The sequence below is a fragment of the Streptomyces racemochromogenes genome, assembly GCF_039535215.1.
GTDB classification, from domain to species: Bacteria; Actinomycetota; Actinomycetes; order Streptomycetales; family Streptomycetaceae; genus Streptomyces; species Streptomyces racemochromogenes.
The window spans coordinates 559,961-574,825 of sequence record NZ_BAAAWT010000001.1 but is presented as its reverse complement, the minus strand read 5'-3'; the positions used below and the strand labels follow the sequence as shown (position 1 = coordinate 574,825).

13 protein-coding genes are annotated in these 14,865 nt (G+C 73.8%); 11 read left to right on the top strand and 2 right to left on the bottom strand.

Features of this window, described 5'->3' with window-relative positions:
- Positions 1 to 94: 94 nt before the first annotated feature.
- Together ABD973_RS02695 and ABD973_RS02690 are read right to left on the bottom strand one after the other, a co-directional pair.
- The gene (locus tag ABD973_RS02695) at positions 95 to 1,261 is read right to left on the bottom strand and encodes an agmatine deiminase family protein (RefSeq protein ID WP_345498168.1); all 1,167 of its coding nucleotides are present in this window, start codon (positions 1,259 to 1,261) and stop codon (positions 95 to 97) included.
- 175 nt (positions 1,262 to 1,436) lie between these two features.
- Positions 1,437 to 2,045 (bottom strand): TetR/AcrR family transcriptional regulator, encoded by a 609-nt coding sequence (locus ABD973_RS02690; RefSeq protein WP_125823402.1) that lies wholly within the window; start codon positions 2,043 to 2,045, stop codon positions 1,437 to 1,439.
- Between the two features lie 112 nt (positions 2,046 to 2,157).
- On the opposite strand from ABD973_RS02690, the gene ABD973_RS02685 reads away from it, so the two are divergent.
- The 11 genes from ABD973_RS02685 (at position 2,158) to ABD973_RS02635 (ending at position 14,855) form a co-directional block, all read left to right on the top strand.
- A complete protein-coding gene (locus ABD973_RS02685) occupies positions 2,158 to 3,693 on the top strand; it encodes a serine/threonine-protein kinase (RefSeq protein WP_345498166.1) in 1,536 nt (511 codons plus the stop codon).
- 107 nt (positions 3,694 to 3,800) lie between these two features.
- Positions 3,801 to 4,964, top strand: a complete 1,164-nt coding sequence (locus tag ABD973_RS02680; RefSeq protein ID WP_125823403.1) for an agmatine deiminase family protein — start codon at positions 3,801 to 3,803, stop codon at positions 4,962 to 4,964.
- A 128-nt stretch (positions 4,965 to 5,092) separates the two neighbouring features.
- Positions 5,093 to 5,674 carry a TetR/AcrR family transcriptional regulator gene (locus ABD973_RS02675; RefSeq protein ID WP_185899817.1) on the top strand — a complete coding sequence of 194 codons (582 nt, stop codon included), beginning with the start codon at positions 5,093 to 5,095 and terminating at the stop codon, positions 5,672 to 5,674.
- A gap of 257 nt (positions 5,675 to 5,931) precedes the next feature.
- Entirely contained in the window at positions 5,932 to 6,636 is a 705-nt protein-coding gene (gene ureA / locus ABD973_RS02670) for an urease subunit gamma (RefSeq protein ID WP_125823404.1), read from the top strand.
- A gap of 50 nt (positions 6,637 to 6,686) precedes the next feature.
- Positions 6,687 to 8,384: an urease subunit alpha gene (locus tag ABD973_RS02665; protein WP_425586115.1), complete on the top strand. Its 1,698-nt coding sequence runs from the start codon at positions 6,687 to 6,689 to the stop codon at positions 8,382 to 8,384.
- Between the two features lie 77 nt (positions 8,385 to 8,461).
- The gene (locus ABD973_RS02660; protein WP_125823405.1) at positions 8,462 to 9,478 is read left to right on the top strand and encodes an agmatine deiminase family protein; all 1,017 of its coding nucleotides are present in this window, start codon (positions 8,462 to 8,464) and stop codon (positions 9,476 to 9,478) included.
- A gap of 81 nt (positions 9,479 to 9,559) precedes the next feature.
- Positions 9,560 to 11,230, top strand: a complete 1,671-nt coding sequence (locus tag ABD973_RS02655; RefSeq protein ID WP_345498154.1) for an ABC transporter substrate-binding protein — start codon at positions 9,560 to 9,562, stop codon at positions 11,228 to 11,230.
- Positions 11,227 to 12,186 (top strand): ABC transporter permease, encoded by a 960-nt coding sequence (locus ABD973_RS02650; RefSeq protein ID WP_125595945.1) that lies wholly within the window; start codon positions 11,227 to 11,229, stop codon positions 12,184 to 12,186. The genes ABD973_RS02655 and ABD973_RS02650 overlap by 4 nt, the downstream gene beginning before the upstream one ends.
- Entirely contained in the window at positions 12,183 to 13,037 is an 855-nt protein-coding gene (locus ABD973_RS02645) for an ABC transporter permease (RefSeq protein ID WP_125823407.1), read from the top strand. The genes ABD973_RS02650 and ABD973_RS02645 overlap by 4 nt, the downstream gene beginning before the upstream one ends.
- Positions 13,034 to 14,050 (top strand): ABC transporter ATP-binding protein, encoded by a 1,017-nt coding sequence (locus tag ABD973_RS02640; protein WP_125823408.1) that lies wholly within the window; start codon positions 13,034 to 13,036, stop codon positions 14,048 to 14,050. Before ABD973_RS02645 ends, ABD973_RS02640 begins: the two co-directional genes overlap by 4 nt.
- Positions 14,040 to 14,855: an ABC transporter ATP-binding protein gene (locus tag ABD973_RS02635; RefSeq protein WP_125823409.1), complete on the top strand. Its 816-nt coding sequence runs from the start codon at positions 14,040 to 14,042 to the stop codon at positions 14,853 to 14,855. Before ABD973_RS02640 ends, ABD973_RS02635 begins: the two co-directional genes overlap by 11 nt.
- The last annotated feature ends 10 nt before the right edge of the window (positions 14,856 to 14,865 follow it).

Sequence of the window (14,865 nt, the reverse complement as noted above, 5' to 3'; positions counted from 1 at the left end):
CCCGCGCCCCGGCCGGCTGGAGCCTGGACTTCCCCGACGACGTCCAGCACGCCGGCGGGGTCGAGGGCGGCATCATCCGGAACCGACGCGTACGTCAGGCGGCGGGCTTGCCCGGCTGGTCGTGGGTCGAGCAGTGGATGCCGCCGCCGCCCGAGGCGATCGTGTCGATGGAGACCGGCACCACGTCGCGCTTGGGGAAGTGCTCCCGGAGGATGCCGCGGGCGCGGTCGTCCGCCGCGCGGTCGCCGAACTTGGGCATGAACACCGCGTCGTTGGCGATGTAGAAGTTGGCGTAGGTGGAGACGAAGTCGTCGCCGTGCCCCGTGATCCGGTTCAGGTCGGGCTGCGGGAGGTCGATGATCTCGAAGCGCCGGCCCCGGGCGTCCGTGGCCTTCGACAGGACGGACTTCGCCTGGTCCGCCGACCGCGACCAGGAGTCCGGCGGGGTGCTGGGGTGCGCGCGGTCCAGCAGGACCACACCGGGCTCGGTGAACCGTACGAGGCTGTCGACGTGGGCGTCGGTGATGTCCTCGCCGCGCACGCCGGCCAGCCAGATGACCTTCTCCACGCCGAGGGTCCGCTTCAGCTCGGCCTCGATGGTGTCGCGGGACTTGCCGCGGTTGCGGTTGTCGTTGACGATCGAGCTCTCGGTGATCAGCAGCGTGCCCTCGCCGTCGGGCTCGAACGAACCGCCCTCCGCGACCAGCGGCGCCTGCACCCGGGGGACCTTGTACTTCTGCAGCAGAGCCCGCCCGACCTGGGCGTCGTTGGGGTGCTTCTGCTTGTTCCCCCAGCCGTTGAAGTTGAAGTCGACGCCGGTGACCTTGCCGCCCTCCTCGACGAAGACGGGGACGGTGTCGCGGGCCCAGAGGTCGTCGACGGCCAGCGGGATGACCTCGACCTGGGAGCCGACGGCCTGCTGCGCGGCCGCCACCTGCTCCGGGCGGGCCATCATGACCACGGCCTCGTACTCGCCGATCGCGCGGGCGATGCGGGCGATGTCCTCGCGGACGTAGCGCAGGTCCTCCTCCCACACCCCCGCGGCCAGGGCCGGCCAGGACATGAAGGTGCGGGTGTGGCTCTCCCACTCGGCGCCCAGGCGGCGCTTGGCGGTGCCGGAGGCGGACTGGGCCGAGCCGGCGGGTTCGCCGGACCCCAGGGCGGTCTCGGCCGGGCCGCAGGCGGCGGCGCCGAAGACGAGGACACCGAGCCCGGAGAGGGTGCGCAGGACGGTCCGTCGGGTGGGGGGCGGGTTCGTCACGGGAGGCTCCGATCGTTTACCGGCGGGACAGGAACGTCTCGCCGGGACGGGCGCGGGGGCGCTACCAGGGGCGGGCCCCGGGCTCTCACCACAAGGGTGCGCGTCAACCCCGCGGTCGGCCGTTCGGCAGGAAAGCGGAACGGCCCGTGTCGGTACTGTGGCACTGACTGGATTTTCAGTCAAACCGCGACGCGCGGGGCGGTGCCAGCCGGTCCGCCTCCACCCGGACCGCCGCCCGCAGCAGCTCGCGGGCGTGCGCCGGCGGCGTCAGCCCGCTCAGCCAGCGGACGCTGAGCCCCTCCAGCAGGGCGGTCAGCCGCTCCGCGGCGGCCGTGACGGCGTCGGCGGGCGCCCCCGGGTGCACGCCGGCGAGCAGCTCCGCGACCTCGGCCGTCCAGGCGGCGCCGGCCGCGGCGAGCTCGTCCCGCAGCTCCGGGTCGAACACCGCGTGGGCCCGCAGCTCCCCCCAGGCGGCGCTGTTCTCGCGCACCTCGGGCAGGTCCTGGACCTCCAGCAGCAGCATCCGTTCCAGCCGCTCCCTGGGGTCGCCGGCCGGACCGGCCGGGAGTGCGTCCCGCCCGGTCTCGGTGTAGCGGTCGGCCCGGTCCCCGATGAAGGCGAGGGCGTGCCGCAGGATGCCGGGGCGGTCCCGGAAGTGGTAGTAGACCAGGGCGGTGGAGACCCCCGCCTCCGCCGCCAGCTCCGTCACCCGCAGCCCCCGGACGCCCCTGCGTGCGATGACCCGGGCGGCGCTTTCGAGGATGACGCGTCTGCGGTCCGTCACGGTGTGATCCTTCCTGGCGATGTCGCGTCTCGCATTGTCGCACGTTGACTGAAAATCCAGTTAGGGCGACGATGCGATCCGGTCACTTCCGCATATCCGAAAGAGCCACCGCATGTCCGTGCAGCCTTACGGCGTACAGCCGGCCCACCAGGCCCTGTCCGCAGACGACCCCCGAGAGATCGGCGGCTACCGCCTCCACGCCCGGCTCGGCTCCGGCGGCATGGGGGAGGTCTACCTCGCCCACACCCCCGGCGGCCGCCCGATCGCGCTGAAGGCCGTACGCAGGGAGTTCGCCGCGGACCCGGCCTTCCGGGAGCGGTTCGCCCGCGAGGTGGCCAGCGCCCGCCGGATCCACGGGCTCTTCACGGCCCAGGTGGTCGACTTCGGGGTCGACGAACGCACCCCGTGGCTGGCCACCGCCTACGTGCCGGGTCCCTCGCTGGACGAGGTGGTGCGCCGGCACGGCCCGCTGCCGAGCCGCACGGTGCTGCTGCTCGTCGCGGGCATCGCCGAGGCGCTCCAGGCCATCCACGGCGCGGGCGTGGTCCACCGCGACCTCAAGCCGGCCAACGTACTGCTCGCCGGCGACGGCCCGCGGGTGATCGACTTCGGGATCGCGCACGCGGCCGGCTCGGCCGCCCTGACCGGCACCGGACTGCGGATCGGGACCGCCGCCTTCATGGCGCCCGAGCAGGCCCTCGGCCGGCCGGTGACACCCGCCACCGACGTCTTCGCCCTCGGCGCGCTGACCGCGTACGTGGCGGGCGGGCAGCCGCCCTTCGGGGGCGGCCCGGAGTCGACGGCCCTCTACCGGGTGGTCCACGAGCACCCCGACCTCTCCCGGGTCCCCGCCGAGCTGGAGCAGCTGGTCCGCTGGTGCCTGGCCAAGGAGCCGGCGGACCGGCCCACGACCGCCGAGCTGATCGGGTACGTCCACGCCCACCCCGGTGTCGGGCCGCGGCCGGAGTTCACCGAGGGGTGGCTGCCGCGGCCGGTGCAGGAGGAGGTCGGCGCGGGGCGGGACGCCGTACGGCCCGCCGCACCGGCCCCGTACACCCCACCCGCCCCGCACGCACCGACCGCCCCGTCCGCCCCCGTGGCGCCCGCGCCCGGGCCGACCCCCGTACCGGAGGCGGGGGGCGGCGGACGCAGGGCGGCGCGGCGGCGCGGCCGCGGTCGCCTGCCGGCGGTGGCCGCGACGGCCGCCGTGACCCTCGCGGCCTGCGGCGCGGCCCTGTACTGGTTCGACACCGCCGAGCCCGACGGCGGCGGTGCCGACGGCTTCGTGCCCGGCTACACGGGGGCCCGGCTCACCGCCCCCGACGCCGGCTACGAGTTCGACCTGGAGGCCGGAAAGGTGGTTCCCGCCGACACGGCCACCTGGTACCTGGCGCCGGAGGGCCGGTCCTTCGTCCCCTCGGAGTCCTCGGACGTCCACCTGGCCGAGGGCGCCGCGCCGACACCCGCCGACTGCGAGCAGGGCATCGCCACGAAGCCGGTGACCGCCCTGCCCTTCAGCGCCCTGGGGGAGCGGCGCCCGTTCTGCGTGCGCAGCCCCGACCACGACCGCATCGTCGTCGTCCGGCTCGTGGAGGCGGCCGCGGACGGCTCCGTCACGATCCTGGTGGACCAGTACCACCGTGAGTGAGCGCCGGGTCCCCACCGAGCGGAATCCACCGGACCCGCTGCTTGACTGAATTTTCAGTTAACGCAAGGATGCCCGTCATCCCCGCCCCTTCCTCGTCAGGGAGCACCATGGACACGTCCCGCACCACCCGCCGAAATCTCCTCCGGTACGGCGCGGCAGCCGTACCGCTGGCGGTCCTCGCGCCGGTCATCCCCACCACCGCCGCCCGGGCGGCGACCGCCCCGAGCGCGGGCGCCGCGCTGACCGTGCCCGCCGAGACGGACCCGCACGTCCGCACGTACATGGCCTGGCCCGCGCTCTCCTCGGTCTGGGGCCGCCCGCTGGAGCGGGTCCGCGCCGACATCGCCGAGGTCGCCCACGCGATATCGCGGTTCGAGCCGGTGGTCGTCCTGGCCCGCCCCGGCCAGGCCGCCGACGCCCGCCACCTGTGCGGCCGGGGCGCCCGGTACGCCGTCGACGTGATCGAGATCCCGGTCGACGACCTCTGGATCCGGGACTTCGGCCCCACCTTCGTGGTGGGCCCGGGCGCCGTCGCCGGTGTGGACACCAACTTCAACGGCTGGGGCAAGACGGGCACGAAGTACGCCCAGCCCTTCGCCAACGACGCCGCGGCGGCCGGCATCCTCCTCGACGAGTACCAGGTGCGCCGGATCCGGGCCGGTTTCACCGGCGAGGGCGGCTCGCTGGAGACCGACGGCGAGGGCACCCTGCTCGCCACCGTCAGCTCCCTCGTCAACCCCAACCGCAACCCCGGGATGGACCAGGCGCAGGTGGAGGACGCCCTGCGCGCCTCCCTCGGCATGGACAAGGTGATCTGGGTGCCGGGCCTGGCCGGCCAGGACATCACCGACTGCCACATCGACTGCCTGGCCCGCTTCACGGCCCCCGGGAAGGTCATCCTGGACCGCCCGGCCCCCGGCACCGACCCCAAGTGGGTCGCCGTGTACGAGGAGACCAGGCGCGTACTGGAGAGCGCGACCGACGCCCGCGGCCGACGCCTGGCCATCACCGAACTCCCCGGCCCCGACCGCGGCAGGATCCGGGGCAAGGGGGAGGAGTTCCTGTCGAGCTACACCAACTACTACACGCCCAACGGCGCGGTCGTCCTCCCGCAGTTCGGCGACCCGTACGCCGACGGCGTGGCCTACGCGATCCTCCAGGCCGCCTACCCGGCCCGCCAGGTGGTCCAGGTCGACATCGACGGCATAGCGAGCGGGGGCGGCGGCATCCACTGCGCCACGCAGTCGCACCCCGTCCCGCCGGCCCTCTGATGCCCGCCGGGGTGCCCCGGCGGGCGGGCGCCGCACCGGTCCGGGGGCGGGCCGCGCCCGCCGCGGCCCGAACGCCCGGTGACGGGCCGCTTACGTCCGGCCGGGAGCACCCCGGTAAGGTGCGGGACATGGCGTCTCGCAGCACTCAGATCCTCGAAGCGGCCGCCCGGGTGATCGCCCGGCGCGGGGTCCGCGGGCTGCGCGTGGAAGAACTCGCGGCCGAGGCCGGGGTGTCCACCGCCCTGATCTACTACCACTTCAAGGACCGCACCGGGGTCCTGCGCCAGACCCTGGAGTTCATCAACGACCGCGCCGAGCGGTACACCACCGACCGCGACCCCTCCGAGCCGCCGCTCTCGCCCCGCCAGGAACTGGAGGAGACCCTCCTGCTGGAGCTCCAGGACACCGTCGAGGTGCGGGAGAACAGCGCGGCGTGGGGCGAGCTGCGGGCCAGCGCCGTCTTCGACGAGGTGCTCCGCGAGGACCTCGCCCGCGCCACCCTGGTGTGGGTCCAGGAGGTCGCCGCACTGCTGGGCCAGGTCCAGCCCATGGTCCCGGCCTCGGCGCTCGCCGCCGCGGCCGAGCGGCTCACCGCGCTGCTGGAAGGGCTCAGCATGCGCTGGCTCAGCGGCGGCATCCGCATCGGCCACGCCCGCGAGCTGATGCTCGGCGCCATCGACGCCGAACTCGCCGGGCTCAAGCAGGGCTGAGCCCCCTTCGTCCCCGCCGTGAGTGACGGGGACGTTGTTCCGTCCCGTCTCTTGACTGAATTTTCAGTCAGTGTCAGAGTGAAGTTCAGACCGGCCCCGGCCGCATCCCCCGCGGACTTCCCGCGCCGCGCCTACGAGGCGCCCCGCGCCGCCGCACCCGGACGGGCGTACCCCTTCGGCCCTCCGGCACTCCGCCCCGGCGCACCACGCCACGCCGCACCACGCCACCCCCCTCCCGTCTCCGGAGGAAGGACACCATGCCCCTGACCCCCACCGAGCGTGACCGGCTGCTGCTGTTCACGACCGCCGAACTGGCCCGGGCCCGGCGCGCCCGGGGCCTGAAGCTGAACGTCCCGGAAGCCACGGCGCTGATCGCGGACGCGGTGTGCGAGGCGGCGCGCGACGGTCTCCGCCTCGCCGAGGCCCTGGAGCGCGGGCGCGCCGTACTCGGCCACGACGACGTGCTCCCGGGCGTGGCGGACATCGTCACCGAGGTCATGGTGGAGGCGGTGTTCGAGGACGGCAGCCGGCTCGCGGCCGTGAGCGACCCCTTCGGGGAGCACCCCCGCCGCGATGCCGCGCCGGGCGCGGTCCTGCCCGCAGGTGACGGCGTGGTGGCACCGGAAGCGGAGGTCACCCTCACGGTCCGCAACACCTCCGCCGTCCCGGTCAGCGTGACCTCGCACTTCCACTTCTTCGAGGCCAACCCGCGCCTCGACTTCGACCGGGCCGCGGCCTACGGGATGCGCCTGGCGGTCGCCGCGGGCTCGTCCACCCGGTTCGACCCCGGTGCCGACGTCGAGGTGGGTCTCGTACCCGTCGGCGGCGACCGGATCGCCCTCGGCTTCGCCGGTCTGGTGGACGGACCCCTGGACGCCCCCGGCGCCAGGGCAGAGGCCCTGCGCCGGGCCGCCGCCCGCGGCTACCTCGGCGCGCGCACCCCGGAAGGGACCTCCTCGTGAGCAGGCCCACGCGGCACGCCGACCACTGCGACCCCGGCAACAGCCGCCACATCGACCCGCACGAGTACGCGGCGGTGCACGGCCCCCGGGCCGGGGACCGGGTCCGGCTCGGCGACTCGGGCCTGACCGTCCGCGTCGAGTACGACGCCCAGAAGCCCGGCGACGAGTTCCTCGCGGGCTTCGGCAAGACCGCCCGCGACGGCCTGCACCTGAAGGGCGCCGCCGTCCGTGAGACCTGTGACGTGGTGATCAGCAACGTCCTCGTCATCGACGCCGTCCTCGGCATCCGGAAGGTGTCCATCGGCATCCGCGAGGGCCGCATCCACGCGATCGGCCGGGCCGGCAACCCGGACACCCTCGACGGGGTCGACGTGGTCGTCGGAACGGGTACGACGATGATCCCGGGCGAGGGTCTGATCGCCACCGCCGGGGCCGTGGACACCCACGTCCACCTGCTCTCCCCGCGCATCATGGAGGCCTCGCTCGCGAGCGGCGTGACCACGATCATCGGGCAGGAGATCGGGCCGAGCTGGGGTGTGGGCGTGAACTCGCCCTGGGCCCTGCGGCACGGGTTCAACGCGTTCGACGCCTGGCCGGTGAACATCGGCTTCCTGGCGCGCGGTTCCTCCTCGGACGCCGCTCCGCTGGTGGAGGCCCTGGCCGAGGGCGGCGCGTCGGGCTTCAAGGTGCACGAGGACATGGGCGCGCACACCCGGGCCCTGGACACGGCGCTGCGCGTGGCCGAGGAGCACGACGTGCAGGTCGCCCTGCACAGCGACGGCCTCAACGAGTGCCTGTCCGTCGAGGACACCCTGCGGGTGCTGGAAGGCCGCACCATCCACGCCTTCCACATCGAGGGCTGCGGCGGCGGGCACGTGCCCAACGTGCTGAAGATGGCGGGCGTGCCGAACGTGATCGGTTCCTCCACCAACCCGACGCTGCCCTTCGGCCGGGACGCGGTCGCCGAGCACTACGGCATGATCGTCTCCGTCCACGACCTGAAGCCGGACCTTCCCGGGGACGCGGCGATGGCCCGTGACCGGATCCGCGCGGGGACGATGGGGGCCGAGGACGTCCTGCACGACCTGGGCGCGATCGGCATCACCTCCTCCGACGCCCAGGGCATGGGCCGGGCCGGTGAGACGATCCGCCGCACCTTCGCCATGGCCGCCAAGATGAAGGGCGAGCTGGGCCCGCTGGACGGTGACGGTGAGGGCGACGACAACGCCCGTGTGCTGCGGTACATGGCGAAGCTGACGATCAACCCGGCCATCGCCCACGGCCTGGCGCACGAGATCGGCTCCATCGAGATCGGCAAGCTCGCCGACATCGTCCTGTGGCGTCCCCCGTTCTTCGGCGCCAAGCCGCAGCTGGTCCTCAAGTCCGGCTTCCCGGCCTACGGCGTCACCGGCGACCCCAACGCCGCCACCGACACCTGCGAACCCCTCGTCCTCGGCCCGCTCTTCGGAGCCCACGGCGCGGCCCCCGCCGACCTCTCGGTGGCCTTCGTCAGCCGGGCCGCCGCCGAATCGGGCTCGTTCGGCGCCCCGTACGACTCGCTCGGCACCCGCCGCCGCAGGGTCGCCGTGCGCGGCACCCGGGGCATCGGCCCCAAGGACATGGTGGGCAACGACCGCCTCGGGGCCGTGGACGTGGACCCCCGGAGCGGCCTGGTCACGCTCGACGGCGCCCCCCTGCGCTCCGGGGCCGCCGACGCGGTCTCCCTCAACCGCCTCTACTTCCTCTGACCGCACGCATGCCCTGCCTCTTGACTGAAATTTCAGTCGGGTGACAGACTCCGCCAACGCAAGAAATGAGACACCTGATGGCTGAATACCGTATGCCCGCCGAGTGGTCCGCGCACGATGGCTGTCTGATGGCCTGGCCCACCCGCCCGGACCTGTGGGGCAGCGTCCTCCCCGCCGTGAAGGAGGAGTACGCCGACGTGGCCCGCGCCATCGCCGCCTTCGAGCCCGTCACGATGGTCGCCCCTCCCGGCCACGCCGAGGACGCCCGCGCCCACTGCGGGGACACGGTCACCGTCATCGAGCTGCCCCTCGACGACTCCTGGTTCCGCGACTCCGCCCCGCTGTTCGTCCTCGACGCCCAGGGCAACCGGGCCGGGGTCGACTTCCGCTTCAACGCCTGGGGCGGCAAGCACCACCCGTGGGACTCCGACGACCGCGTCAGCGCCCTGCTGCTGGAGCACGTCGGCACCCCGCGCATCCCTTCCGACATGATCCTCGAAGGCGGCGCGATCACCGTCGACGGCGAGGGCACGCTCATCACCACCGAGCAGTGCCTGCTGCACCCCAACCGCAACCCCGGCATGAGCCGCGAGGAGATCGAGGCCGAGCTGAAGGCCCGGCTCGGGGTCACGAAGGTCATCTGGCTGCCGTACGGCGGTCTGCTCGACACCGAGACCGACGGACACGTCGACGGCGTCGCCGCCTTCGCCGCGCCCGGCACCGTCGTCATCTCCCTCCCCGAGGACCCGGCCCATCCGGACTACGCCCGGATGCGCGCCAACCGCGCCGTGCTGGAGGCCGTCACCGACGCCCGGGGCCGCCGCCTGGAGCTCGTCGAGGTCCCGCAGACCGCCTTCGCCGACCTCGCCGGCGGCGAGATCGAGGTGTCCTACCTCAACTACTACGTCGCCAACGGCGGCGTCGTCGTCCCGGTGGCCGGCCTGCCCCAGGACGAGGAGGCCCTCGCCGTGATCGCCTCCGCCCACCCCGGCCGCAAGGTCGTCGGCGTCCGGGCGCTCGCCATCGCCTTCGGCGGCGGCGGCGTCCACTGCATCACCCAGCAGGTCCCGGCCGCCCGCACCACCAGCGGCTGACCGGACCGGACCTGCCCGGCGGACCGCCCGCGCGGTCCGCCCGCTCCTCCCCGCATCCCTCACGGAAAAGAGAGCGCGACGATGACCACCCCACCACCCCGCACCGCCAGACGCCCCCGCCGCCGGCCCGCGGGCACGCGCACCGCGGCCGCCGCCACCGCGGTCCTGTCCTCCCTCGCCCTCCTCGCGGCCTGTGCGGGCCCGCCGAAGGACAGGTCCGGCGGCGTCACCGACGTCAAGCTGTCCGCCTCCACTCCGGAGGCCAAGGGCGAGATCGACTCCTTCACCTGGGCCGTCTACGCCGAACCGCCCACCCTCGACTACACGGTGGCGTTCGACTACCCGCAGAACACCGTCCTGTCCAACGTGTGCGAAAGCCTCATGCGCTGGAACCCGGACCTCACCACCGAGCCCGGTCTCGCCCGCAAGGCCTCCAACCCCGACCCCACGACCTGGGTGTACGACCTGAGGCCCGGCGTGCGCTTCCACGGCGGCGGGGAGATGACCGCCGACGACGTGGTCTTCAGCCTCGGCCGCCAGACCGACCCCGCGAACGCCGCCGCCTGGGCCCAGAACTTCCAGAACGTCGAGTCCGTCACCAAGAGCGGCCCGCTCCAGGTCACCGTCAAGCTCAAGAAGCCCGACTCCCAGTTCCCCCAGTACATGGCCACCGCCGCCGGGGTCGTCGCCTCCAAGGCCGTCGTCGAGGCCGCCGGCAAGGACTACGGCACCACCGGCGGCCTCGGCTGCACCGGCCCCTTCACCCTCGGCACCTGGAACAAGGGCCAGTCCATCGAACTCGACCGCTTCGACGGCTACTGGGGCACCAGGGCCAAGTCCAAGAAGGCCGTCTTCCGGTTCCTGACCGACCCCTCCGCCCGCACCAACGCCATGCTCAGCGGCGAGATCGACGGCGGCTACCTCATCCCCACCGAGAGCTACGGCCGGCTGCGCGGCAGCGGCGTCGGCACCCTCTACTTCGGCGAGGGCCTGAGCACCGTCAACGTCAACGTCACCAACACCCAGGGCCCCCTGGGCGACGTCCGCGTCCGCCGCGCCCTGTCCCTGGCGCTGGACCGCACCGGCTTCGTCAAGGCCGGACTCGGCGGCGCCGGCACCGTCACCAGCTCCCTCACCACCCGCGCCGCCTGGGCCGCCGCCCCCGAGCAGACCCTCAAGACCGCCTTCGACGGACTGCCGCCCAGCGGCCAGGACGTCGAGCGGGCCAAGGCCCTCGTCAAGGAGGCCGGCGCCACCGGCAAGACCCTCACCGTCGCCACCAGCTCCATCGGCCAGGACGTCTCCCTCCTCGCCACCGCCGTACAGGCCGCCGGCACGAGCATCGGCCTCGACATCCGGCTGAAGACCATCGCCCCCAACGCCTTCACCGCGCTCTTCACCGACCCGCAGGCACGCGAGGGCATCGACATGTTCCCCCTCACCTACTACGACTCGATCACCGACCCGCTCGACCTGCTGGCGAACTTCAAGACCGGCGCCTACATGAACTTCGCCGGCCACAGCGACCCCGCGTACGACAGGCTCGTCGACGAGGCCACCGCCGCCTACGACCCGGGCAAACGGCTGGAGACCGTCGCCAGGCTCCAGCGGCAGGCCGCCGAACAGCTGCTGTGGATCCCCGTCGCCGAATGGCCCACCGCCGTGTTCCTGAACAAGCGGATCACCGGCGCCCCGACCACCATCTCGTACATGTACCACCCGTGGGCCGCCGCCGTGGGAGCCGCACAGTGAGCTTCGCCCGATTCGCGGCACGCCGGCTGGGGGAGATGGCCGCCACCCTGCTCGCCGCCTCCTTCGTGGTGTTCGGGGCCATGTACCTGGCCCCCGGCGACCCGGCCAGCTTCCTCCTCGCCGGCCGCTCGGCCTCGCCCGAAGCGCTCGCCTCCGTCAAGGCCCAGTACCACCTGGACGAGCCCTTCCTCGTACGCTACGGCCGCTGGCTCGGCGACGTCCTCCAGGGCGACTTCGGACGCTCCATCACCTACCGCACCGACGTCTCCCGCCTGCTGGCCGACCGGCTGCCCACCACCCTGCTCCTCGTCACCATGGCGCTCCTCGTGGTGGTGGCCGTCGGACTGTTCCTCGGCCGCCTCGCCGCGGTCCGCGGCGGCGCCACCGACACCGCCGTGCTCGTCACCACCACCTTCGCCGTCGGCACCCCGTCCTTCGTCGCGGCCGTCCTGCTCCAGGGCCTGTTCGCCGTCAAGCTCGGCTGGTTCCCCACCAGCGGGGCCGGAGAGGGCCTCACCGACACGCTCTGGCACCTCGCGCTCCCCGCGACCGCCCTCGCCCTCTACCTCATCGGCATGCTCGCCCGCGTCACCCGCTCCGCCATGGCCGAAGCCCTCGACAGCGACCACGTCACCGTCGCCCGCAGCCGCGGCGTACCGGAACGCCACGTCATCCGCCGGCACGTGTTCCGCAACTCCCTCGGCACCGTCCTGACCACCGGCGGCCTGATCGTCTCCACCCTCCTCGTCTGCACCGTCCTGGTGGAGACCGCCTTCAGCGTCGGCGGCATCGGCCAGCTCCTCGAACTGTCCACCAGCACCAAGGACTTCCCGACCGTCCAGGCCATCTCGCTGATCATCGTCGCCCTCTTCATGGCCGTGAACCTGGTCGTGGACCTGCTGCTCCCGCTCGTCGACCCCCGGGTCACCCTCGGCACCAGAGGGGCCGCCGTATGACCGCCGTACTGACCCGCCGCCCCGGCATCTCCAGGATCCGCGCCGCGGGCTCCCCGCTCCACCTCGCCTGCCTCGGCCTCGTCGGCCTGGTCGTCCTCGCCGCGCTCCTCGCGCCCTGGCTGGTACCCCACGACCCCAACGCCGTCGACCTGGGCAACGCCCTGGCCGGCCCCGACACCGAGCACCCCCTCGGAGCCGACGCCGCCGGCCGCGACACCCTCTCCCGGCTGCTGCTCGGCGCGCGTACCTCCCTGCTCGGCCCGCTCGGCGTCGTGGTCTTCTCCACCCTCGCCGGGGTCGCCGTCGGCACCGCCGCCGCCTGGCGCGGCGGCTGGCTCGACTCGCTGCTCTCCCGCAGCACCGAGCTGGTCTTCGCCTTCCCCGGCATGCTGCTGGCCATCCTGATCATCTCCGTGTACGGCGAAGGACTGCTCGCCCCCGTCATCGCCCTGGCCGTCGCCTACCTGCCCTACGTCAGCCGCCTCACCCGCTCCCTCGTCCTCGCCGAGGCGGCCCGCCCCTACGTGAGCGCCTACCGGGTCCAGGGCCACTCCGCCCTCCAGATCTGCCTGCGCCACGTCCTGCCCAACATCGCCCCTGTCGTCCTCGCCCAGTCCACCATCAACTTCGGCTACGCCCTGATGGACCTCGCCGGGCTGTCCTTCCTCGGCCTCGGCGTCCCCGCCCTCACCCCCGACTGGGGCCGGATGGTCTTCGACGGACAGACCGCGATCCAGCACGGCTACCCGCTGTCCGCGGTCCTGCCCTGCGCCGTCATCGTGCTGACCGTGGTCGCCTTCAACGTGGTGGGCGAACGCTGGGCCGACCGCGTCGCCAGGAGAGACCGATGAACACCCCCGCAAGCACCCCCGCGACCACCCCCGAGCACGCCCTCGACGTCAGCGGGCTGCGGGTCACCCTCCCCGGCACCGCCCGGCCCGTCCTCGACGGGATCGACCTCACCGTCGCCCGCGGCGAGACCGTCGCCCTCGTCGGCGAGTCCGGCTCCGGCAAGAGCATCACCTCCCGCAGCGCCCTGGGACTGCTGCCGCCCGGCGCCCGCGCCGAAGGGGCCGTACGGGTCTGCGGGCGCGACGTGCTCGCCATGACCCCGGCCGAGCTGGGCGGCGTACGGGCCGGCACGGCCGCCATGGTCTTCCAGGACCCGCGCGCCGCCGTCAACCCCCTGCGCCGCGTCGGCGACTTCCTCACCGAGAGCGTCCTCCTCAACGGGACGCTCGGCCGGCCCGCCGCCACCGCCCGCGCCACGGAACTGCTGCGGGCCGTCGGCCTGGACGAGTCCGTCCTGCGCAGGTACCCCGGCCAGGTCTCCGGCGGCATGCTCCAGCGCGTCGTGATCGCCGCCGCCCTCATGGGCGACCCCGCCCTCCTGCTGGCCGACGAACCGACCACCGCCCTCGACGTCACCAGCCAGGCCGAGGTGATCTCCCTCCTCGCGTCGCTGCGCGCACGCTTCGGGACCGGGCTGCTGTTCGTCACCCACGACCTCGACCTCGCCGCCGCCATCAGCGACCGGGTCTACGTCATGTACGCCGGGCGGATCGCCGAGACCGGACCCGCCGAGGCCCTCTTCGCCCGGCCGCGGCACCCGTACACCGCCGCCCTGCTCGCCTCCACCCCGCGCATGGACGGCCCCCGCGGAAGGCTCGCCGCCATCGACGGCCGCCCGCCCGACCTGCGCGAGGAGCTGCCCGGCTGCGGCTTCGCCGCCCGCTGCCCGCTCGCCACGGAGATCTGCGACCACCGCGCCCCGCACCCGGCGTCCGCACCCGGCCGACCGGACCACCGGGCCGCCTGCCACCACAGCGACCGGCTCGAAGGGAGCACCGCCGATGCCCGATAGCCCCGCCGCCACCCCGCACCTGCTGGAAGTCCGGGGCCTGCACCGCACCTTCGGCTCCGTCCGCGCCGTGGACGACGTGTCCTTCGCCCTGCCCGAGGGCGGATCGCTGGGCGTGGTGGGCGAGTCCGGCTCGGGCAAGACCACCACCGCCCGCATCGTCGTCGGCCTGGAGCGGGCCGACGCGGGCGAGGTCCTCGTACGCGGCCTGACCCGGCCCGGCCGCACCCGCGGCAGGGCCGCCCGGCTGGCCCGGGCCCGGCAGGTGCAGATGGTCTTCCAGGACCCGTACCTCTCGCTCGACCCGCGGACCCCGGTCGGGGCCGCCCTGCGCGAGACCCTCGCCCTCCACTTCCCCGGCCGCGACCACACCGCGCGGGTACGGGAACTGCTCGACCAGGTCGGCCTGGGCGCCCGGGCCACCGAGGCCCGGCCCCGGCAGCTCTCCGGCGGGCAGCGCCAGCGGGTGGCCATCGCCCGCGCGCTGGCCGTCGAGCCGGCCGTACTCGTCCTGGACGAGGCCGTCGCCGCCCTCGACGTCTCCGTCCAGGCGCAGATCCTCAACCTGCTCGCCGACATCAGGGAGGAGACCGGGATCGGGTACCTGTTCATCACCCACGACCTCGGCGTCGTCCGGTCCGTCACCGACGAGATCGTGGTGATGCGCCGGGGAGCCGTGGTCGAGAGCGGGCCGACGCAGGAGGTCCTCGCCGCGCCCCGGCACCCGTACACCCGGCTGCTGCTGGACTCCGTCCCCCGGCCGGGCTGGGACCCGGACGCCATCGCCGGGGCCCGGCGGGCGCTGTAGGACGGGGCGG

What these genes read in the sequence shown, in the direction of transcription:
- ABD973_RS02675 (WP_185899817.1), top strand. Translation starts at nt 5,093, where the DNA reads ATGGCGTCTCGCAGCACTCAGATCCTCGAAGCGGCCGCCCGGGTGATC.
- ABD973_RS02640 (WP_125823408.1), top strand. Translation starts at nt 13,034, where the DNA reads ATGAACACCCCCGCAAGCACCCCCGCGACCACCCCCGAGCACGCCCTC.
- ABD973_RS02635 (WP_125823409.1), top strand. Translation starts at nt 14,040, where the DNA reads ATGCCCGATAGCCCCGCCGCCACCCCGCACCTGCTGGAAGTCCGGGGC.
- ABD973_RS02680 (WP_125823403.1), top strand. Translation starts at nt 3,801, where the DNA reads ATGGACACGTCCCGCACCACCCGCCGAAATCTCCTCCGGTACGGCGCG.
- ABD973_RS02655 (WP_345498154.1), top strand. Translation starts at nt 9,560, where the DNA reads ATGACCACCCCACCACCCCGCACCGCCAGACGCCCCCGCCGCCGGCCC.
- ABD973_RS02645 (WP_125823407.1), top strand. Translation starts at nt 12,183, where the DNA reads ATGACCGCCGTACTGACCCGCCGCCCCGGCATCTCCAGGATCCGCGCC.
- ureA (WP_125823404.1), top strand. Translation starts at nt 5,932, where the DNA reads ATGCCCCTGACCCCCACCGAGCGTGACCGGCTGCTGCTGTTCACGACC.
- ABD973_RS02660 (WP_125823405.1), top strand. Translation starts at nt 8,462, where the DNA reads ATGGCTGAATACCGTATGCCCGCCGAGTGGTCCGCGCACGATGGCTGT.
- ABD973_RS02685 (WP_345498166.1), top strand. Translation starts at nt 2,158, where the DNA reads ATGTCCGTGCAGCCTTACGGCGTACAGCCGGCCCACCAGGCCCTGTCC.